Annotated in this window: 19 protein-coding genes; 9 read left to right on the top strand and 10 right to left on the bottom strand. The window is 66.6% G+C overall.

Translation table 11 applies throughout. The features are described from left to right. Positions 1–2: 2 nt before the first annotated feature. Genes ureE through ureG form a run of 3 tightly spaced genes read left to right on the top strand, consistent with a single transcriptional unit; the run spans position 3 to position 1,952 of the window. Positions 3–620, top strand: coding sequence for an urease accessory protein UreE (ureE, locus tag ACV229_RS26150; protein ID WP_448086001.1), 618 nt, complete (start codon positions 3–5; stop codon positions 618–620). After that, positions 607–1,287 (top strand): urease accessory protein UreF, encoded by a 681-nt coding sequence (locus tag ACV229_RS26145; RefSeq protein ID WP_448086000.1) that lies wholly within the window; start codon positions 607–609, stop codon positions 1,285–1,287. Before ureE ends, ACV229_RS26145 begins: the two co-directional genes overlap by 14 nt. A 17-nt stretch (positions 1,288–1,304) precedes the next feature. Beyond that, positions 1,305–1,952 (top strand): urease accessory protein UreG, encoded by a 648-nt coding sequence (gene ureG / locus ACV229_RS26140; RefSeq protein ID WP_448085999.1) that lies wholly within the window; start codon positions 1,305–1,307, stop codon positions 1,950–1,952. A gap of 223 nt (positions 1,953–2,175) precedes the next feature. Here ureG and waaA read toward each other — a convergent pair whose 3' ends face one another. The 4 genes from waaA to ACV229_RS26120 all read right to left on the bottom strand — a co-directional run bounded on the left by waaA (position 2,176) and on the right by ACV229_RS26120 (position 7,042). Continuing rightward, complete coding sequence (gene waaA, locus ACV229_RS26135; RefSeq protein WP_448085998.1) at positions 2,176–3,504, bottom strand: lipid IV(A) 3-deoxy-D-manno-octulosonic acid transferase; 1,329 nt, start codon at positions 3,502–3,504, stop codon at positions 2,176–2,178. Between the two features lie 37 nt (positions 3,505–3,541). Then, the gene (locus tag ACV229_RS26130) at positions 3,542–4,426 is read right to left on the bottom strand and encodes a Kdo hydroxylase family protein (RefSeq protein ID WP_448085997.1); all 885 of its coding nucleotides are present in this window, start codon (positions 4,424–4,426) and stop codon (positions 3,542–3,544) included. A 21-nt stretch (positions 4,427–4,447) separates the two neighbouring features. After that, entirely contained in the window at positions 4,448–5,443 is a 996-nt protein-coding gene (gene waaC, locus ACV229_RS26125; RefSeq protein ID WP_448085996.1) for a lipopolysaccharide heptosyltransferase I, read from the bottom strand. 204 nt (positions 5,444–5,647) lie between these two features. Next, complete coding sequence (locus tag ACV229_RS26120; protein WP_448085995.1) at positions 5,648–7,042, bottom strand: phosphomannomutase/phosphoglucomutase; 1,395 nt, start codon at positions 7,040–7,042, stop codon at positions 5,648–5,650. Between the two features lie 241 nt (positions 7,043–7,283). Between ACV229_RS26120 and ACV229_RS26115 the strand changes: the two genes are divergently transcribed. Genes ACV229_RS26115 through ACV229_RS26095 form a run of 5 tightly spaced genes read left to right on the top strand, consistent with a single transcriptional unit; the run spans position 7,284 to position 12,754 of the window. Further along, positions 7,284–8,540, top strand: a complete 1,257-nt coding sequence (locus ACV229_RS26115; protein ID WP_448085994.1) for an oligosaccharide flippase family protein — start codon at positions 7,284–7,286, stop codon at positions 8,538–8,540. Continuing rightward, positions 8,537–9,373: a glycosyltransferase gene (locus tag ACV229_RS26110; protein ID WP_448085993.1), complete on the top strand. Its 837-nt coding sequence runs from the start codon at positions 8,537–8,539 to the stop codon at positions 9,371–9,373. The genes ACV229_RS26115 and ACV229_RS26110 overlap by 4 nt, the downstream gene beginning before the upstream one ends. A gap of 60 nt (positions 9,374–9,433) precedes the next feature. Further along, positions 9,434–10,570 carry a glycosyltransferase family 4 protein gene (locus tag ACV229_RS26105; RefSeq protein ID WP_448085992.1) on the top strand — a complete coding sequence of 379 codons (1,137 nt, stop codon included), beginning with the start codon at positions 9,434–9,436 and terminating at the stop codon, positions 10,568–10,570. A 13-nt stretch (positions 10,571–10,583) separates the two neighbouring features. Continuing rightward, positions 10,584–11,606: a UDP-glucose 4-epimerase GalE gene (gene galE / locus ACV229_RS26100; protein ID WP_448085991.1), complete on the top strand. Its 1,023-nt coding sequence runs from the start codon at positions 10,584–10,586 to the stop codon at positions 11,604–11,606. A 41-nt stretch (positions 11,607–11,647) separates the two neighbouring features. Beyond that, the gene (locus ACV229_RS26095; RefSeq protein WP_448085990.1) at positions 11,648–12,754 is read left to right on the top strand and encodes an MraY family glycosyltransferase; all 1,107 of its coding nucleotides are present in this window, start codon (positions 11,648–11,650) and stop codon (positions 12,752–12,754) included. 109 nt (positions 12,755–12,863) lie between these two features. Here ACV229_RS26095 and ACV229_RS26090 read toward each other — a convergent pair whose 3' ends face one another. The 4 genes from ACV229_RS26090 to ACV229_RS26075 are packed head-to-tail and all read right to left on the bottom strand — an operon-like array spanning position 12,864 to position 17,586. Next, on the bottom strand, positions 12,864–14,744 hold the full coding sequence (locus ACV229_RS26090; RefSeq protein WP_448085989.1) for a polysaccharide biosynthesis protein: 1,881 nt from the start codon (positions 14,742–14,744) through the stop codon (positions 12,864–12,866). Between the two features lie 12 nt (positions 14,745–14,756). After that, complete coding sequence (locus ACV229_RS26085) at positions 14,757–15,773, bottom strand: MraY family glycosyltransferase (protein WP_448085988.1); 1,017 nt, start codon at positions 15,771–15,773, stop codon at positions 14,757–14,759. Next, a complete protein-coding gene (locus ACV229_RS26080; RefSeq protein WP_448085987.1) occupies positions 15,764–16,744 on the bottom strand; it encodes a UDP-glucose 4-epimerase family protein in 981 nt (326 codons plus the stop codon). Before ACV229_RS26080 ends, ACV229_RS26085 begins: the two co-directional genes overlap by 10 nt. Beyond that, a complete protein-coding gene (locus tag ACV229_RS26075; RefSeq protein WP_448086044.1) occupies positions 16,741–17,586 on the bottom strand; it encodes a glycosyltransferase family 2 protein in 846 nt (281 codons plus the stop codon). Before ACV229_RS26075 ends, ACV229_RS26080 begins: the two co-directional genes overlap by 4 nt. Before the next feature lie 704 nt (positions 17,587–18,290). Here ACV229_RS26075 and ACV229_RS26070 point away from each other — a divergent pair. After that, entirely contained in the window at positions 18,291–19,109 is an 819-nt protein-coding gene (locus tag ACV229_RS26070; protein WP_448085986.1) for a sulfotransferase family protein, read from the top strand. 94 nt (positions 19,110–19,203) lie between these two features. Here ACV229_RS26070 and ACV229_RS26065 read toward each other — a convergent pair whose 3' ends face one another. Further along, on the bottom strand, positions 19,204–20,175 hold the full coding sequence (locus ACV229_RS26065; RefSeq protein ID WP_448085985.1) for a glycosyltransferase family 2 protein: 972 nt from the start codon (positions 20,173–20,175) through the stop codon (positions 19,204–19,206). 47 nt (positions 20,176–20,222) lie between these two features. Further along, on the bottom strand, positions 20,223–20,801 hold the full coding sequence (locus ACV229_RS26060; protein ID WP_448085984.1) for an acyltransferase: 579 nt from the start codon (positions 20,799–20,801) through the stop codon (positions 20,223–20,225). Between the last annotated feature and the right edge of the window lie 3 nt (positions 20,802–20,804).

Genomic DNA, 20,804 nt, shown 5'->3' with positions numbered 1-20,804 from the left:
TTATGCGCACCATCGACAAACGCATTGCCCCGAACGTGAAACTCGCCGCGTCGCTCGTCGCGCGCGCGCCGACGCTCACGCTCGCGTACGACGCCCGCTGCAAGAGCCGCCTCGCGGCGACGCTCGACACCGGCGAGGAAGTCGCGCTCGTGCTGCCGCGCGGCACCGTGCTGCGCGACGGCGACGTGCTCGTCGCCGACGACGGCGCGCTCGTGCGCGTCGCCGCCGCGCCGGAAACGGTGCTGCGCGTGCGCGCGCCCGATCCGATGACGCTGATGCGTGCCGCGTACCACCTCGGCAACCGCCACACGCCAGTCGAGATCGGCGATGGCTACCTGTTGCTCGAAGCCGACCCCGTGCTCGCCGACATGCTGCGCCGGCTCGGCACGCAGGTCGAGCAGGTCGACGCGCCGTTCCAGCCGGAAGCCGGCGCGTACGGCGGCGGCCACAAGCACGGCCACGACGCGACGTTCGCGGAAGACTACGCACTCGCGCAGCAGGTGTTCGGCGAACACCACGGCCACTCGCACGATCACGATCACGATCACGATCACGATCATCAGCATGGTCCGGGATGCACGCACGGGCACGGGCATGGCCACGGTCATGAACACCACTGAACTCGTCGCGCTGCTGCACCTCGCGTCGCCGGCGCTGCCGATCGGCGCGTACAGCTATTCGCAGGGTCTCGAAGCGGCGCTCGATGCGAACCTGATCCGCGATGCCGACACCGCGCGCGACTGGATCGCAAGCGGCCTGACCGACGTGCTCGCGCACGGGGAGCTGCCGTTCCTCGCGCACCAGCTCGCGCGCTGGCGCACACACGATGCCGACGCGCTCGCGCGCGACAACGCGTGGTTCGTCGCGAGCCGCGAATCGGCGGAGCTGCGCCGCGAGACCGAGCAGATGGGCTGGTCGCTCGCGCAGCTGTGCACGTCGCTCGAATGGGGTGATGCCGCGCGCCGCGCGACGCTGTTGTCGATCTCGCCTGTCGCGCTGCCGACCGCGTTCGCGTACGCGGCAGCCGCGCACGACGCGAGCGCCGACGCGACGCTCGCCGCCTACGCATTCGGCTGGGTCGAGAACCAGACGGCCGCCGCGCTGAAGGCGGTGCCGCTCGGCCAGCTCGCGGGCCAGAAGATCCTCGTCGCGCTGCGCGGCGCAATCGACGCGGCCGTGCAGCGCGCGCTCGCGACGCCACCCGACGCGATCAGCACGTTCGCGCCGCAGCTCGGCATCCTGTCCGCGCGGCACGAAACCCAATACTCGCGGCTGTTCCGCTCCTGACTCCGAAGCAACCTACGATGAACGCACCTCAATCCTCATCCCCCCGCCGCACGAAGAAGCTGCCGCCGCTGCGCGTCGGCATCGGCGGCCCGGTCGGCTCCGGCAAGACCACACTGCTCGAAATGCTGTGCAAGGCGATGCGCGAGCGCTACGACCTCGTCGCGATCACCAACGACATCTACACGAAGGAAGACCAGCGACTGCTGACCGTCGCGGGCGCGCTGCCCGAGGAACGGATCATGGGCGTCGAGACGGGCGGCTGCCCGCACACCGCGATCCGCGAGGACGCGTCGATCAACCTCGAGGCCGTCGACCGGATGCTCGCGCGCTTTCCGGACGCGGACATCGTGTTCATCGAATCGGGCGGCGACAACCTCGCAGCGACGTTCAGCCCCGAGCTGTCGGACCTGACGATCTACGTGATCGACGTGGCGGGCGGCGAGAAGATTCCGCGCAAGGGCGGCCCCGGCATCACGAAGTCGGACCTGCTCGTGATCAACAAGACCGACCTCGCGCCGCTCGTCGGTGCGAACCTCGACGTGATGGCGTCGGATACGAAGAAGATGCGCGGCGAGCGGCCGTACGTGATGACGAACCTGAAGGCGCTCGACGGCGTCGCGGACGTCGTCGCGTTCATTGAAAAGAAGGGATTGCTGAAGATCTGAGCAGGGTTGCCGCGGGTGTCGCGGCCTGCATGAGCGGCGCGGGCGACGCTCATGCAGGCTGCATTACCGGATGACGATCAGACATCAGCGGAGCGGCCGGCGGGGCGTGCCGCCGCGTCACAACGATGCACGCGCTGCGACGATCCCGCACGACACAGGACCAGCCGCGCCGCTCGCCCTACTCGCCCTACTCGCCCTACTCGCCCTACTCGTCCTGCTCGTCCTACTCGTCCCGCTCGCCGTTCGTGACGGGCGGCAGCAGCGCGGCAAGCACGTCGACCGTGCGAGCAGTCGCACCGCGATGGCGCGCGGCAAATGCCGCGCCCGCCGCGCCCATCGCGATGCGCCGCGCATTGTCGGCGAGCAGCGCGTCGAGCACGTGCGCGAGATCCAGCGGATCCTCGACCTGCAGCGCCGCACCGGTTGCCACCGCATCGGCGGTCGCCTGCGTGAAGTTGAACACGTGCGGCCCGATCAGCACCGGCACGCCGACCGCGCATGCCTCGATCAGGTTCTGTCCGCCGAGCGGCAGCAGGCTGCCGCCGATGAACGCGACGTCCGCGGCCGCGTAGTACGCGCCGAGCTCGCCCATCGAGTCGCCGAGCAGCACCGTCACGTCGGAAGGCAGCGGCGCCGCCGCGGGACGGCCCGCCGCGAGCGCAGCGGCATCGGCCGCCCACGCGGATCGCCGTACGCACTTGAACCCGTTGCGCTCGACCAGCGCCTCGACCTCGGCAAAGCGTTGCGGATGACGCGGCACGAGGATCAGCAGCGCACCGGGCGTCATCACGGCCGCGAACGCCTGCAGCACCAGCGCCTCCTCGTTCTCGCGCGTGCTGGCCGCAACCCACACCGGCCGTGCGCCGATCGCTTCGCGCCACGCGTGGCCGCGCGCCGCGAGCTCCGGCGGCGTCGTCATGTCGAACTTCAGGTTGCCGAGCACCGTCACCTGGCGCGCGCCGAGCGACGTCAGGCGCTCCGCGTCGGCAGGACTCTGCGCGAGCACGCGCGAGAAGCCGCCGAACACGTCGCGCGCGGCCGCGCCGAACCTGGCTGCGCGCCGGTACGAGCGCGCCGACATCCGCGCGTTGGTCAGCACGAGCGGCACGTCCGCGCGACGGCACTCGTCGATCAGCGTCGGCCACACTTCCGTTTCCATCACGAGGCCGAGCGTCGGCCGCCATGCGCGCAGGAAACGCCGCACCGCGCCCGGCATGTCGTACGGCAGGTAGCTGCGCAGCACGCGGTCGCCGAAGATCTGCTCGCCGGTCGCGCGGCCGCTCGGCGTCATGTGCGTGAGCAGGATGCGTGCGTCGGGGCGGGCCTTCATCAGCGCATCGATCAGCGGCTGCGCGGCGCGCGTCTCGCCGACCGACACCGCATGCACCCAGATCAGCGGCGTGCGCTCGTCCGGCGCGCGGCCCGGCCGGTAGCCGAAGCGCTCGCCGATGTGCTCGCGATAGCCGCGCTCCTTGCGCGAGCGCACGTAGAGACGCACGACGGCGATCGGCGCGATGAGCCACCACAGTGCGCGATAGATCGCCCTCAGCATGAAGCGGCCACTCCGTGTCGTTGACTGCGGCGCGCGCTCAAACCAGCGCCCTGCCCGTCAGGCGCTCGAGAATGCCGAGCGGCGCGCATTCGCGGCGGACCATCGCGTCGACCGGCAGGAAGAAGGTCTGCTCGAGCATGAACTGGCCGGACATCACCGCGTGCGACGTCTGGTCCGAGTAGCAGATCCATACGCTGCCCGGCGGGAACGGCATCGTTTCCTGCGAGCACGTCTTCTGGTAGTCGAGATCCGCCTTCATCCCGTCGTGCAGGTTCAGCATCAGGTGGTCGTACGCGCTGCGCGGCGTCTTCGTCACGTGCAGCAGGTTGAGCAGCCACGCCGAGCCCGGCAGCTGCGGGCGGATGCGCGGCAGGAAGCGCTTCGCGACGGTCTCGAACGGCTCGCCGACCCGCCAGACGCGCGGCGCACCTGCCGGATTGACGTTCGTGAACACGCGCAGGATCCGCTCGCCGTAGTTCGGGCGCGACGGGAACGCGTCGACGTGCAGGCGGCTGTCGTCCTTGCGCCACGACGTCTCGCGCGTCTCGACCTGCATCAGCCGCAGGCTCGTCGGCGCGACGCGCAGCTTGCCGCGATATTCGGGAAAGAGGCCGTCGACGAGCGTGCCGGCCTGCTGCTGGAAGCGCGCGACGAGCGCGCGCACCGCCGATTGCGTGACGCTGTCGCCGAGCACGCCGGCGAGCGCGCCGCCGTTCGGCGCGAGGCTGATGTTCTTGCGTTTCGGATCGGCGAGCGCCGGATCGAGCAGCGCTTCCTCGCCGCCTTCGATCGCGAAGCGCAGGTGCGGGAAATACAGCACCTTGCCTTCCTCGACCGCGGCCAGCAGCTGCTCGCGCGGCACCGACAGGTTGTGACCGCGCCAGTCGGCGGACGAGACTTCGATGATCTGGGATTCGCTCATGATCGCTTCGGAATGCATGCGTTACAGGAGGCCGAAGCCCGCGAGCGCCGACTTCACCTGCGCGATCGACGGGGGCTGCCCCGCCGTGCCGAGGTTGACGACGTTCGGCGACCAGTAGCCGCCCGTGCGCCAGGCCGTCGCGAAATTGTACAGTTCGACCGTCGGACGCTTCAGCGCGGCCGCAATGTGAACCAGACCTGTATCGACCCCGACGGTCGCCGCCGCGCCGTCGATCAGCCCGACGACCGCCGGCAGCGACAGCTTCGGCGGCACGATCGCCGCCGCGCCGAACTCCTTCGCGAGCCGCTCGCTCGTCACGCGCTCCGCGTCGTTGCCCCACGGCAGCACGAGCGACGCGCCGCGCCGCACGAGCGACTGGCCGAGCTCGATCCACGCGGCGTCCGGCCATTGCTTGTCGGCGCGCGACGTCGCATGGACGAACACGACATACGGCACCGGCAGGTTCAGGCCCAGCGCGGCGACCGCACGCGACGCCGCGGCCGTGTCGAGACCGAAGTCGACCGGATCGGCGGGCGTCGGCGCCGGATCGCCGAGCGCGGCCGCGACGAGCTGCCGCGACCGCTCGATCACGTGCGTGCGCGGCTCGATCGGCACGCGCTTGCGGTAGAAGAAGCGCACGGGCCATTCGTAGCCAGCGCCGTCGGTGCGGTTGCCGAGGCCGACGAGCGGTCCGCGCGCCCAGCTCGCGACCCATGCGGTCTTGATGAGCCCCTGGCAGTCGATCACGAGATCGTAGCGCTCGGCCTCGAGCCGCTTGCGGAACGCGCGGATCTCGCGCCAGGTCGCGCCGGAGAACGGTTTCTTGCGCCAGCGGCGCAGCGAGAACGGCAGCACGTCGCGCACGCCGTCGACGAGCTTCACGAGGTCGACGAAGCTCTCCTCGACGAGCCAGTCGATCTGCGCATCGGGATGGCGCCGCCGGATGTCGGCGATCACCGGCATGTTGTGCACGACGTCGCCCAGCGACGATACGCGCACGATCAGGATCTTTTGCACGCTGAAAAAACGCCGGCGCGCAGCCGGCGACAAGCATAAAGACGCGATTTTATCGCGCCCGGTGGGTCAGGGCCTGTTCGCAAGCCCGTTATTGGCGTGAACAGGCCCTCGACAGGCAAAAAAGCGGCGCACGCATGACGCGTGCGCCGCTTTTCGGGGCCGGTGCTGCATACAAGCCGGCGGCGGCCATGCCGCCGCCCGGGCTCAGAACGGCAGCTTCACGTCCGGCTTCGCCGCCGTCAGCACGCGGCGGAAGTCTTCCTGGATGCGCTTCAGGCCATCCTGCGTCTCGGCTTCGAAACGCATCACGACGACGGGCGTCGTGTTCGACGAACGCGCGAGGCCAAAGCCGTCCGGGTATTCGACGCGCAGGCCGTCGATCGTCACGACCTCGTCGGCGCCGTCGAACTTCGCGTCCTTCTGCAGCTTCTCGATCAGACGGACGTTCTCGCCCTCTTCGAGCCAGAGCTGCAGCTCCGGCGTGGACATCGCGTCCGGCAGCGCGTTCAGCAGCGCGCTCGGATCGGCCGTCTTCGCGAGGATCTCGAGCAGGCGCGCGCCCGTATAGAGGCCGTCGTCGAAGCCGTACCAGCGGTCCTTGAAGAACACGTGGCCGCTCATCTCGCCCGCGAGCGGCGCGCCCGTCTCCCGCAGCTTCGCCTTCACGAGCGAATGGCCCGTCTTCCACATCAGCGGCTGGCCGCCCTTCTCCTTCACCCACTGCGCGAGATGGCGCGTGCACTTCACGTCGTAGATGATCTGCGCGCCCGGGTTGCGCGACAGCACTTCCTCGGCGAACAGCATCAGCTGGCGATCCGGGAAGATGATCTGGCCGTCCTTCGTGACGACGCCGAGGCGGTCGCCGTCGCCATCGAACGCGAAGCCGATCTCGGCGTCGGTTTCCTTCAGCGCGCGGATCACGTCCTGCAGGTTTTCCGGGTGCGCGGGATCGGGATGGTGGTTCGGGAAGTTGCCGTCGATGTCGGTGAACAGTTCGACGAGTTCGCAGCCGAGCGCCTTGAACAGGCGCGTCGCGAGCGGCCCGGCCACGCCGTTGCCGGCGTCGACGACGATCTTCAGCGGCCGCGCGGGCTTGATGTCGCCGACGATGCGCTCGACGTACTGGTCCGCGACGTCGAACTGCTCGTACGTGCCGCTGCCCGACTCGAAGCGCGCATCGACGATGCGGCGGTACAGTGCCTGGATCTGCTCGCCGTAGATCGCCGCGCCGCGCAGCACCATCTTGAAGCCGTTGTAGTCCGGCGGGTTGTGGCTGCCCGTGACGACGATGCACGAGTCGATGCGGCGCTCGCCACCCTTCAGCGGGAGCGGCACGCTCGCCGCGAAATACCCGACCGGGGTCGGCACCACGCCGACGTCGACGACATCGACGCCGGCCGCACGCAGGCCGTCGGCAAGCGCGCCGACGAGCTCGGGCCCGGACAGGCGGCCGTCGCGCGCGACGACGACCGCGTCGCCGCCCTGCGCGCGCACTTCGCTGCCGAACGCACGGCCGATCGCACGTGCCGTGTCGGTGTCGAGCGTCTTGCCGACCACGCCGCGAATGTCATATGCCTTGAAAATGGATTGGGAAATCATCGATTCACTCTCGGTTGCATGCTTGGAAAAATTCTGACCGCCTCATCGCCGGTACCGGACACGACGCCCGGGCCCTCGGGAGCGGGTCGAGATGGCGGTTGCGATCCCGATACAACTTATAATCGCTGGTTTTGATTACGCGAATATCGCCCATTTTAATGCCTAGCCGTTCCGCCGCCACAAAGCGTGCGCCTGCCGGCGCCTTCATCGCCGTTTCGAGCGCGCGCCACCGCGTCGCGCCGTGCTGAAGCGCTTCTCCAACCCGGACGTCGCGAAAGCCGTCGCGAATCTCGTCTGGCTGGGGCTCGAACGGCTCACGCAGATCGGCGTGGCGATCGCGATCAGCGGCCTTCTGGCCCGTTATTTCGGGCCGGATGTGTTCGGCAAATGGCAGTATGCGAATACGCTGCTCCTCGTGCTGGCGCCGCTCACCTGGGTGTGCGGCGCGGAAATCCTCGTTCCGACCATCGTGCAGCGGCCGGCCGGCCAGCTCGGCGCCGTGCTCGGCAGCGCGTTCGTGCTGCGCATCGCCGTGTCGGCCGCCGCGCTCGCCGCGACCTGGATCGCGATCGCCGCCGGCGCATTCGATCCGCTCGTCGGCGCGATGCTCGCCGGCCTCGCGGTGACGATGATCTTCCGCGAACCGTTCGTCGGCGTCGTCAACGCGTGGCTGCAAAGCCTGACCTACAGCAAGCCGCAACTGATGGCCAGCATGGCCGCCGCGCTCGTCAAGGCCGTGCTCGTCTGGCTGCTGGTGCGCGCCGCCGCCGGCCCGGCGCGCTTCTCGTGGCTGTGGGCGCTCGAGGCCGCCGCGATCGGCATCGTCCTGCTGCTGTACTACCGGCATCGTAATGGCGGCACCCTCGGCTGGACATTCGACAGGCCGCTGTTCAAGCATTTCGCGACGGCCGGCACGGTGTTCTGGCTCGGCCTCATCTGCATGTACCTGTTCCTCAAGCTCGACCGCCTGATGCTCGAGCGCCACGTGTCGTTCGCCGATCTCGGCCGCTACTCGGCCGCGCAGCAGCTCAACGAGAACTGGATCACGCTCGCGCTGATGCTCGCGCAGACCATCGCGCCCGCATTCGTCTACCGCGTGCAGGACGTCGCGCAGCTGCGCCGCAACATCGTCCGGCTGATCGCGATGACGGCGGCGCTGATGACGGCCGGCGCGCTCGTGCTCGACGCGCTCGCCCCGCTCATCGTCGGCAAGGTGTTCGGGCGCGGCTACGAAGCGTCCGTCGACATCTTCCGCTGGGCCGTCTGGCTGTCCGTGCCGGCCGGCATCGAGGCGATAGGCAATCTTATCGTTCTCAAATATCAAGCAAAATTCGTGTTGTTGACGAAATGGGTGCTCGCGCTGGCGATCGCCGCGCTCGTCAACCTGGTCGCGATCCCGCGCCTCGGCCTGTACGGCGCGCTCGTCGGGCTCGCGGGCGGCTACCTGGCCGCCGCCGCCGTCAATTTTTATTACATCCGTTTCAAGCTGCGCTCATGACGTCCCCCATTTCCGCATCGCGCAATGCCGGCCCGCTCGACGACGTGGCCGTGCTGATGCCGGCGTACAACGCGCACGACGACGTCGTCCGCTCCCTCGCGTCGTTTCGCGAGGACGCGCCCGTGCACGTGCTCGTCGTCGACGACGGCAGCACGCCGCCGATCGTCGTGCCGGACCTGCCCGGCCTCATGGTCGAGGTGCTGCGCATGCCGCAGAACGGCGGGATCGAGCGCGCGCTCGAGGCCGGCATCGACGCGCTCGCCGCACGCGGCTTCCGCTACGCGGCCCGCATCGACGCGGGCGATCTCGCCGCGCCGCAGCGCCTCGCCAGGCAGCGCGTGTATCTCGACGCGCACCCGCGCGTCGCCTGCGTCGGCATGTGGACGCAGGTCGTGTCGCGTGCCGGCGAGCCGCGCTTCATGCTGACACCGCCCGCCGATCCGCGCATGCTGCGCCGCACGCGCTTCCTGCGCTCGCCGCTCGTGCATCCGTCGGTGATGCTGCGCGTCGACGCCGTGCGCGAGGTCGGCAACTATCGCGCGAAATACCCTGCGGCCGAGGATCTCGATCTTTTTTTGCGCTTAATGCAACGCTACGATTGCGCGAATTTGCCTGAGCTCGGCCTCTACTACGAACTCAACGAAGGCGGGATCAGCGCGACCAAACGGCGCCGCCAGCTGATGTCGACGCTCGCGCTGCTGCTGAGCCATTTCAATGCGCTGAACCCGTACGACTGGGCAGGCCTCGCGAAGAACCTGCTGCATTTCGTGACACCGTACCGGACGCTGCAGCGGATCAAGCAGACCCTGTTCGCGGCGCGGCCGTCCGCTTGAAGCACGTTCGGCAAATTCGACAGATTCGGTAATTTCGACGCTTTATTTTTCTTTTTTTTCATGACCGACTCCTCCCCGCTGCGCATCGTGCTCGTCTGCAACACGGCCTGGGCGATCCATACGTATCGCCACGGGCTGATCCGGATGCTCGTCGCGCGCGGCGCCGAGGTGATCGTCGCGGCGCCGCACGACCGCACGGTGCCGCTGCTCGAGCAGATGGGCTGCCGCTACGTGCCGCTCACGGTCGCGTCGAAGGGCACGAGCCCGCGCGAGGACCTCGGCACGCTCGCCGCGCTGTATCGCCATTACCGTGCGCTCAAGCCGCACCTCGTGTTCCATTACACGATCAAACCGAACATCTACGGCTCGGTTGCAGCGTGGCTCGCACGCGTGCCGTCGATCGCGGTGACGACCGGGCTCGGCTACGTGTTCATCCAGAAGAGCCGCGCGGCGAGCATCGCGAAGCGGCTCTACCGGTTCGCGTTCCGCTTCCCGCGTGAAGTCTGGTTCCTCAACCGCGACGATCTCGCGACCTTCTCCGACGAACACCTGCTCGCGCATCCCGACCGCGCGCGCCTGCTGCACGGCGAAGGCGTCGATCTCGAGCAGTTCGCGCCGGTGCCGCTGCCCGCGGGCGACGCGCCCGTCTTCATCCTGATCGGCCGGCTGCTGTGGGACAAGGGCGTGCGCGAGTACGTCGACGCCGCGCGCGCGGTGCGCGCGCGCCATCCGCACGCGCGCTTCCAGCTGCTCGGCCCGCTCGGCGTCGACAACCCGAGCGCGATCGGCCGCGCCGACGTCGACGCGTGGGTGCGCGAAGGCGTCGTCGAATACCTCGGCGAAGCGCACGACGTGCGGCCGCACATCGCCGCGGCCGACTGCGTCGTGCTGCCGTCGTACCGCGAAGGCGTGCCGCGCACGCTGATGGAGGCGTCCGCGATGGGCCGCCCGATCGTGGCAACCGACGTGCCGGGCTGCCGCGACGTCGTCGCCGACGGCGAGACCGGCCTCCTGTGCACGGTGCGCGACAGCGCGAGCCTCGCCGCGCGCATCACGCAGATGATCGAACTCGGTCCGCACGGGCGCGCGGCGATGGGCGCGCGCGGCCGGCAGAAGGTGGTCGCCGAATTCGACGAGCAGAAGGTCGTCGAACGCTACACAATCACCATACGCGCCTTGACGGGCGTCACTCTCTGAAGGAGCAGGAACCATGACCACGAAAGGAACGATTCTCGTGACGGGCGGCGCCGGCTACATCGGTTCGCACACCGCCGTCGAGCTGCTCGATCACGGCTATGACGTCGTCATCGTCGACAACCTCGTCAACAGCAAGGCCGAGTCGGTCCGGCGCATCGCGCAGATCGCCGGCAAGACGCCCGCGTTCCACGAGGTCGACGTCTGCGACGAAGCCGCGCTCGCGAAGGTGTTCGACGCGCACCCGATCACCGGGGCGATCCATTTCGCGGCGCTCAAGGCGGTCGGCGAATCGGTCGCGAAGCCGCTCGAGTACTACCAGAACAACATCGGCGGCCTGCTCGCGGTGCTCAAGGTGATGCGCGAGCGCAACGTGCGGCAGTTCGTGTTCAGCTCGTCGGCGACCGTGTACGGCGTGCCGGAACGCTCGCCGATCGACGAATCGTTCCCGCTGTCAGCGACCAACCCGTACGGCCAGTCGAAACTGATCGCCGAGCAGATCCTGCGCGATCTCGAAGTGTCGGACCCGGCGTGGCGGATCGCGACGCTGCGCTACTTCAACCCGGTCGGCGCGCATGCGAGCGGGCTGATCGGCGAGGACCCGGCAGGCATCCCGAACAACCTGATGCCGTACGTCGCGCAGGTCGCGGTCGGCAAGCTCGAGAAGCTGCGCGTGTTCGGTTCCGACTACCCGACGCCGGACGGCACCGGCGTGCGCGACTACATTCACGTCGTCGATCTCGCGCAGGGGCACATTGCCGCGCTCGACGCGCTGGTGAAGCGCGACGCGAGCTTCGTCGTGAACCTCGGCACGGGCCGGGGCTACACCGTGCTGGAAGTGGTGCGTGCATTCGAGAAGGCGTCCGGCCGCCCGGTGCCGTACGAACTCGTCGCGCGCCGCCCGGGCGATGTCGCCGAGTGCTACGCGAACCCGCAGGCCGCCGCCGACGTGATCGGCTGGCGTGCGAAATTCGGCCTCGACGAGATGTGTGCGGACCACTGGCGCTGGCAGGAAAACAACCCGCGCGGTTTTGTATAATCCGCTGTCCCTAAAGCGCCGCCTCTTTTAACAGCGATCCCATGCTCAGCTTCGCGTCCGGCTTCATCGTGTCCCTGCTCGTCACACTCTTCATCGTGCGCTATGCGCATCTGCACGAGAAGTTTTCCATCGACAGCGATCTGGCCGGCGTGCAGAAATTCCACGTGCGGCCCGTGCCGCGCGTCGGCGGCATCGGGATCCTGGCCGGCGTCGTCGCATCGGCGCTGATCCTGCTGGAACGCTACCCGACGATCGCCGGCAGCATTCTCGGCATCGTCGGCTGCGGGCTGCCGGCGTTCCTGTCCGGCCTCGTCGAGGATCTGACCAAGCGCGTGTCGCCGCGCGCGCGGCTGCTGTGCACAATGGGCGCGGCAGCGCTCGCGTTCTTGCTTATGAACATCGCGGTCACGCGCATCAGCGTGCCGCCGCTCGACTTCCTGCTCGGCTACGTCGCGATCTCGTTCTTCGTGACCGTGCTCGCGGTCGCCGCGCTCGCGAACGCGGTCAACATCATCGACGGCTTCAACGGACTCGCGTCGATGGTCAGCTTCATGATGTTCGCATCGCTCGCGTACGTCGCGTTCCAGGTCGGCGACCCCGTGATCCTGTCCGCGTGCTTCATCATGATGGGCGCGGTGATCGGCTTCTTCGTATGGAACTTCCCGGCCGGGCTGATCTTCCTCGGCGACGGCGGCGCGTACTTCATCGGCTTCATGCTCGGCGAACTCGCGATCATGCTGGTGATGCGGCACCGCGAAGTGTCCGCGTGGTACCCGGTGCTGCTGTTCATGTATCCGATCTTCGAGACCTGCTTCTCGATCTACCGGAAGAAGTTCGTCCGCGGGATGTCGCCCGGGATTCCGGACGGCGTGCACCTGCACATGCTCGTCTACAAGCGCCTGATGCGCTGGGCCGTCGGCACGAAGCACGCGCACGACCTGACGCGGCGCAATTCGCTGACGTCGCCGTATCTGTGGCTGCTGTGCCTCGTGGCCGTGATTCCCGCGACGCTGTTCTGGCGTCACACGGTGCACCTGTTCGCGTTCGTCGTGCTGTTCGCGCTGACCTACGTGTGGCTGTACATCAGCATCGTGCGTTTCAAGACGCCGCGGTGGATGGTGGTGCGCAAGCACCGGCGCGTTCCCTGAGCCGCTCGCGCCGTCCTCGGCGGTTCAACGACGCAACGAAAAAGCGCCCCGCGGGGCGCTTTTTCGTTGCCGGCCCGCACCGTCAGGTAGCGGGCCGCGGGCTTCATTCTCATTCGTTCGACGCCGCGCGCTTCGGCACGCTCTGCAGCACCGGCGCGATCGCCGTCTGGTACTCGGGCACCCAGCGACGCAAGTCGCGCCGCACCTCGTCGTCGCCGAGCACGCGATGCTGCATCAGCCACGGCAGCAGTTCGTCGAGCAGGTTGTCGGGCACTTCGCGGGCCTGCGCGATCCGCAGCTTCGGATGCGGCGTGCGCGTCGTCGTCTCGTCGTCGGCGAGCAGCTCCTCGTAGAGCTTCTCGCCCGGCCGCAAGCCCGTGAACTCGATGCGGATCTGCCCTTCGGACAAGCCGTACAGGCGGATCAGGTCGCGCGCGAGATCGACGATCTTGACCGGCTCGCCCATCTCGAGAATGAAGATCTCGCCGCCCCGTCCCATGCTCGACGCCTGCAGCACGAGTTGCGACGCCTCCGGGATCGTCATGAAGAAGCGCGTGATCTCCGGGTGCGTGACCGTCACCGGGCCGCCCTTCGCGATCTGCTGCTGGAACTTCGGAATCACGCTGCCCGCGCTGCCGAGCACGTTGCCGAAGCGCACCGTCTCGAACTGCGTGCGCTCGCTCGTCTGCTGCAGCGCCTGGCAGGCCATCTCCGCGAGACGCTTGCTCGCGCCCATCACGTTGGTCGGGTTGACGGCCTTGTCGGTCGAGATCAGCACGAAATGGCGCACGTCGTGACGGATCGCCGCGCGGGCGACCCGGTACGTGCCGAGCACGTTGTTGCGCAGCGCCTGCCATGCGTTCAGCTCTTCCATCAGCGGCACGTGCTTGTAGGCCGCCGCATGGAACACGATATGCGGCGCGTGGCGCGCCATCACCTGGTCGAGCAGCAGCGAATCCTTCGCGTCGCCGATGATCGGTACGACCTGCTGGCCCGGGAAGCGCTCACGCAACTCTTCGGTCAGCCGGTACATCGCATATTCGGACAGGTCGAACGCGACCAGCTGCGCCGGCGCGAAGCGCAGGATCTGCCGGCACAGCTCGGAGCCGATCGAGCCGCCCGCGCCCGTAACCATCACGACGCGGCCGCGCAGCAGCGCCTCGACGTGCGGCGTGTCGATCGTCACCGCGTCGCGGCCGAGCAGATCCTCGAGGTCGATGTTCCGGACCTGCGACAGGAAGCCCTGCCCCGGCATCAGCGCGGTCAGCGACGGCAGCACCATCGCCTTCACGCCGGCCCGCACGCATAGTGTCGCGACGCGGCGCTGCGTCTCGACGGACGCCGACGGAATCGCGATGATCGCGTACTCGACCTTCATCGCGTCGGTCCAGTGCTTGAGATCGTTGAACGAGCCGAGCACCTTGTAACCGTAGATCTCGCGGCCCTGCTTCGTGACGTCGTCGTCGAGCAGGCCGACGAGCCGCCATTCGCCCGACCGCGACAGCTCGCGCGCGAGGCTCGCGCCGGCCGTGCCGGCGCCGAGCACGAGCACCGGCTTGCCCTGCCCGACGAGCCCGCCGTACAGGTAGAACTCCTTCGTCGCGCGATACAGCGCGCGTGCGCCGCCCATGATCAGGAACAGCATCAGCGGCGACACCAGCAGCACCGAACGCGGAATGATCGGCGACGGCTGGAACATCACGGCGCCGATCATCACGATCACGCCGCCGCAGGCCAGCGCCTTCGAGATGCGCATCAGGTCGGGCAGGCTCGCGAACACCCACAGCCCGCGATACAGGCCGAACAGGTGGAACATGAGTCCGTAGACGGGAAGCACCCATGTCAGCGCGATCAGCGAGCCATTCAGAAAATCAGTGGGAACGCTGCCGTTGAACCGGACGAGATAGGCAAACAACCACGCGGCGACAACCGCCAGCAGGTCGAACAGGAAAGCACTCAGTGACAGCCACGATGCTTTGGATCGCAACATCGGCGGGAGACCTCAAGAATTGTTTTCGGCGGCCTGCTGAATCCGGCGCCACCGCATGTCGATCGCAAGTCCGATGCATGCGAGGACACCATACCAAGCGACAAACAGCAACCACTGCTGCAGTTCCGGACGGCCCAGTGCCCACAGAGCAGCAACTATGCCTGCGAGCATGATGAGGTACCAATAAACGGCGGTGCGTCCATGATCGATGCCGGATCGCACCATCCTCTGATAATAGTGCTCCCGGTGTGCTTGCCAGAACTTTTTGCCTTGTAACAATCGTCTCGAGAGTGTTACAGATGCGTCGGCGATAAAGGGCGCGAACACCATCGCAGGAAACCAGATTGGCCAGGCTCCGCGCCGCCAGCCCCAGTAGCCGAGCGCGCCCGCCATGAAACCGAGCGGAATCGAGCCCGCATCACCGAGAAACAGCTTCGCCGGGTGGAAATTCAGCAGCAGAAACCCGAGCGCGGCGCCCGCGATCGCCGCGCCGCCGGCGACGAGATCCGCGGACGGCTGCGCGCCGGCCAGCGCCGCAGCCGCGTAAGCGCCGAAGCCGAACAGCGCCATGCCGCCCGCGAGGCCGTCCGCGCCATCCATGAAGTTGTACAGATTGGTCAGCCAGACCATCGCGAAACCGACGCCTGCGAGGAGCCACCAAGGCGCTGCGGCAGGATAGACGACGATCAGCGCGACGACGGCCGCCAGATGCGCGGCGAACCGTACGCGGGCGGGCAGCCCGCGCCGGTCGTCGAGCTGCGACAGCGCGGCGAGCCCCGCGGCCGCGACGGCGATCAGCCACATCTGCGGCGCGAGCCACAGCATCGCGGCGACACAGACCGGCACGATGCCCCAGCCGCCGACGCGCGGCGTTGGACGCGTATGCATCGAACGGTCGTTTGGAATGTCGGTTGCGAGCCGCCACGCCAACCCGGTGGCGAGCAGCGTGCGCAGGATCGTCGTCGACGCAACGGCGGTGGCCAGCGCCACCGCGATCGCGGTAAGCCACGTCGTAATCGTCAGATGCATGTTGCCTGTTTCTGGGTATCGCGGGAACGATACCATGCGGCGGTCGCTTCGAGGCCTTGCCGGGTCGTATAGGGCGGTTGCCAATCCAGCACCCGCCTGATGCGACCGGTATCGAGCTGCAAGCTTCCTGTCAGGCGGTCGATCGCGGCGCTGCGGCCGGTCACCCGGCCGAGCGCCCGTAGCGCGCCGGCGGGCACCGGGAACAGCCGCGCCGGCTTTCCGAGCGCGTCACCGACCATCCGCAGCAGTGCGGTGACCGAAGGCGCGTCGTCGTCGGCGACATGAAAGCATTCGCCGGCGGCACGCGGATCGGTCGCGCATCGCAGCAGCGCGTCCGCGAGATTGTCGACGTAGACGAGGCTGCGGCGGGCGGTGATGGCTGCGAGCGGCAGCGGCATTCCGCGCGCGACCGCGTCCATCATTCGCAGGAAGTTGGCGCGGACGTCCGGGCCGTAGACGAGCGGCGGACGGACGACGACGACGTCGAGTCCCGCTGACTTGCCGAACTGCGCGAGCTCCTGTTCGGCACGCAGTTTCGAGCGCCCATAGGCATCCTGAGGATCGGGCGCGGCGTTTTCCGCGAGCGGCGCACCTGCATCGCCCTCGCCGACGGCCTTCACGCTGCTCGCGAAGACGATCCGGCGCGCGCCGCGCGTGCGTGCTGCGTCAGCGACACGCAGCGTGCCCACCACGTTGGTCGCATCGAACGCAGCATCCGGATCGGGCGCTTCGTCGTGCATCACATGCACGCGCGCCGCCAGATGGATCACGCAGTCGGCGTCGAGGTCGTCGGGCCACGCGTCGGCCAGGCCGTCGAAATCGGGCGCGTCGTGCACCCATTCGCGCACGCCCGGCGTGCATCCGCCCGGCCGGCGCACCAGGCCGGTGACGTCATGCCCCGCCGCGAGCGCGAGCCGGCACACCGCGCGGCCGACGAAGCCGTTCGCGCCGGTCACGACGATGCGGCTCACCACCACCTCCAGCCGAAGCGGTTGTAGAACTTGAAGGCCGATGCCGCGAACATCCGGATGTGCGCGAAACCCTTGCGCGACGCGCCGCCGCCGTGGTGAACCACGCGAACCGACGGGACGTACGCGACGCGGGCGACGTCGTGCGTGCGCAGGCTCAGGTCGTAATCCTCGAAGTACAGGAAGTAGCGCGGATCGAAGCCGCGCAGCTTTTTCAGGACGTCCGTGCGGAACAGCATGAAGCAGCCGCTGACGATCGGGGGATCGAAGACGACGGACGTGCCGGCGATCGCATCGCGCATCTCGTAATGCGCGAGTCGCTTCGCAAAGGGCTGCCTCAGCCGTACCGGCATGAAGCCGCGCACGAGCAGGTCGAGAATCGACGGATAGCGGCGGCACAGATACTGCTGCCCGCCCTTTTCATCGCCGATCCATGGAGCAAGCGCACCTGCATCGGGATGCGCATCGAAGAACTCGCGTGCAACCACGAGCGCCTGGGCATCCATATCGATATCGGGATTCAGGATCAGATGGAATCGACGCGTTGACAGGGCGATCGCGAGATTGTGTCCTCGCCCGTAGCCGACATTGCCGTGCCCCGTCAGCACCCGACATGCGATGCCTTTCGCCCCGAGTTCGCGGGTCATGGCGCTGACGTCGCCAAGTCCGCCGTTATCGACCAGAAACAGATCGACGGGATAACCGGGCGAGGCTGCGCGCAAGCGTGCGCAGGCCGCGGTCAGGCTGGTCAGCGTCTGCTCGAGCTGGGCGGCATCGGGACGGTAAACGACAATGGAAACCGACAAGCCGTCGGCATCGCGGGACGGCACGCTTATTACATTCATCCGTGGTTCGGCTACGCGCTTGCATGATGAAGCGCCGGTTGGACACACTGGCGAAGTGTGACAAAGTGTAAGTGTGGCGCACAGCCGCCGGGCCGCGCAAGCGTGCTTTCCGTTTGTTACGCAAGGCCAGCGACACAATTCTAACGTCCGCCGGGGCGACGGCAGCAAGAAAAAACCGCCCCCATTTTCCTGCGTGAGATTGATTGCGTCAGCAACACCTGCGCACCTGCCGGTTGCTCCGCACGGCGTTTCAGTACGTCGTCCCGCGCGTGCCGTCGACCTGCTTGCCGCCGCCGCCGTTGCATCGACGCCCAGCGCGATCGCAAACCAATTGACCATCGATAACGCCGGCACCGCACGTCATCGATCCAATCGTTGCGAGCGCAGCCGCCACGTCGCGATATGCACGAAGGCCTCATTCCACGCCCCGAAACCGATTCGAGCAACGCGGCATGCGACGGCGCTCGATCCGCCACCGGGTAACACGTCGTAACAGTTAGCGCACGAATGGACTCACTCGCGTCGCCGTCACTTTCCTAGACTGCTTACAATGCGTCGTTAATTCTTCATCCACCGCGTGATCCGCGTCCCGCCCGGCAACAAGCGTGCCCGGGTCGCACAGCGTCGGCGTCGGGTTGCTGCCTCGCAGCACCAAGCTAGTGACACCGATGCCGCATCATCCAACACAGTCCGTACCTACCAGCATGTTCATCCTGTTCGGCTCGCCACGATCCGGCACGACTTTGTTCAAAGAGTCCCTCAATCTTCATAGCGGCATCTTCATTCCCAATCAGACCACGTTCATCAGCCCGATCGCTCATGTCATCGGCTGCATCAGCGAATGGTCGATTGCACGTCCGCTGATTTGCAGAATCATCACGTCCACCGACGACTTTGCCGAAGTGCTTGAGCCCTACATATCCGCGGACGAAATCGAGGCGGCACTGCTCCAGGCAGAGCCGACCCTTGCCGGCGTGCTCACGGCGATCTATCGCCGCATCGCCTCCAACACGGGAAAACGAATCAGCGGCGACAAGACCCCCGACGATCTCCTGTCGATTCGAAAGCTCGAAGAAATCGGGCTCCTGAATGCCGATACCGTCCAGTTTCTTCACATCGTCCGCGACGTGCGTGGCACGGTGCTCTCCCTCAAGAACGTGCCGTGGGCGCCGCCGGGCATTGAGGAATATTTTCCCCGCTTGTGGAATTACACGAATCTCCACCTGCACAAGGCGATGCGCGGACGCTCGAATTATCTGCTCGTGCGCTACGAGGATCTCGTGTCGAAACCGCGGGATGTACTAACGCGCGCCACGACATTCCTCGGCCTGCCTTTCGAAGAGTCCATGCTGGATAGCGCGACGCGGGCTCCGGTGCTGCGCAACGATCAAAGTCATCTCAATCTGTCCCGGCCGTTCCTGCACGAGCGTGCAACCGCATGGCAGACGGAACTGTCGCGCGAAATCAACGCCCATTGCTGCGCCACCGCCGCAGAAGCGCTCAGCGAGTTCGGCTACGTTTGAGCCGACACGACTCACGTCAGCGCGTCGGCAGGGCAGCATGCGCCAACGGAAAACGCACACTGCCCTGCCGGCTGCCGTCGAGCTTCGTCGCAGGTCAACCCATCACGGTCGCGCGAAACGCGTCGGCGTTGCGTGAATCCGCTGCATATTCATAGAAAGCCGCACGAGTCGGAAATGCCGGGAGTACGGCCTGGAGAAAGCACAACATCTCCGTCATCCCCTTGTTCCGCAAGAATCGCTGGAATGCACCCAGATCGCTTCCGTCCAATCGGGCCGAAAACAGTCGCGGCCCTGACATCGCGAGCGCCTGCGCGATGACGGCGGCAATCTCGACGCGCACTTTGCTCAAGTCTTCCTTGATCGTGTTCTTTTCGTGCACGCGATACACGATGTGCTGCACATCCCGATCGATGTACACACTGCTGTGGGCAAACGCGTACATCAGGAAATCGAGGTCGTGGCAGTAGCGAAGCGGTTGGAACCCGCCTGCAGCTTGCCAGAGCGCACGGCTGAAAACCATGTTCGACGTCGTCGCGACGAAATTCTCGTTAAGCAGCGCGAGCTGCGGCAAACCGGTGTCGCCCAGGAAACCATACGCGCGCGCCAGCCAGTCGATGGCAACGCCGGTACGTTGCTCGATACCGTTGTCGTCCATGATGCCGACGCGTCCTGCGATCAGCCCCACGCCAGGCCGCTCCTGGATCAGTTCCCTGCAGCGTCCAAGCTTGTCGGCGGTAAAGACGTCATCCGAATTCAGGACCGCGACATAGTCGCCGCGTGCGAGTCCGATTGCGCGATTGATCGTATTGTGGGCCCCGGCATTTTCCTGGCGGTATGCCTTGGCATTCGGGACCTTTTCAAGCAAGCGCGCTGCGATGCCAAACCCGTTATCGGTCGAACCGTCGTCGATCAGTATGATTTCGTCAGCAGGGGACGTCTGCGACAATACACTCTGCAGCGTGCCCTCGACATACCGAGCATGGTTATACAACGGAATGACCACGGAAACAGTGACGTCAGCACGCGAAGCAGGCGCAGGGGATTTGCGGAGTTTGAAAATCGACATATTCACGACCGGACAATGACTCTACCTGTAACAACCCGAACACATTGCTATTGGATATCGGTATCGAAAAACGGAAAGTACCGTGACCGATAGCGCAAATCCCGTGTCCGCTCCTTGATGAAACGCGCCGGATTTCCGGCGACGATCGTATAGGGCGCTACGTCGCGGGTCACGACCGAACCCGCCCCGACGACGGCCCCTTCGCCGATTCGAACCCCGGGGCTGATGATTGCACGCGCACCGATCCACACGTGATCCTCGATGACGACCGGCTTGCACAGGCACACGAAATCCGGATTCTGCGGATCATGCGTCAACGTCTGAATCAACGTGTAGTGCGAAATATTCACGTTATTTCCGATCGTCAACGGAACACGGCCATCCAGATAGGTATACCGATTCACGACCGTGTTGTTACCGATCGAAATGTTGTAACCAGTCACGAAGCATCCCATTGCGATGCTCGAATCCCGGCCGATTCGCACCTGACAGAATCTCCTCAGGAACCAGTGCCTTATGCCGTAAGGCATATAGTTCATGAACAGATGATTGCCCAGATAGAAGCAGACAGCAGGCTTGAAACGCCATCTGACGAAGCGGTAGAACGACTTCAGTGTTTTCAGCATATC

The sequence above is a fragment of the Burkholderia sp. MR1-5-21 genome, from assembly GCF_053427715.1.
Note: the sequence above shows the minus strand (reverse complement) of the source record. Positions and strands in the feature narration are given on the sequence as shown.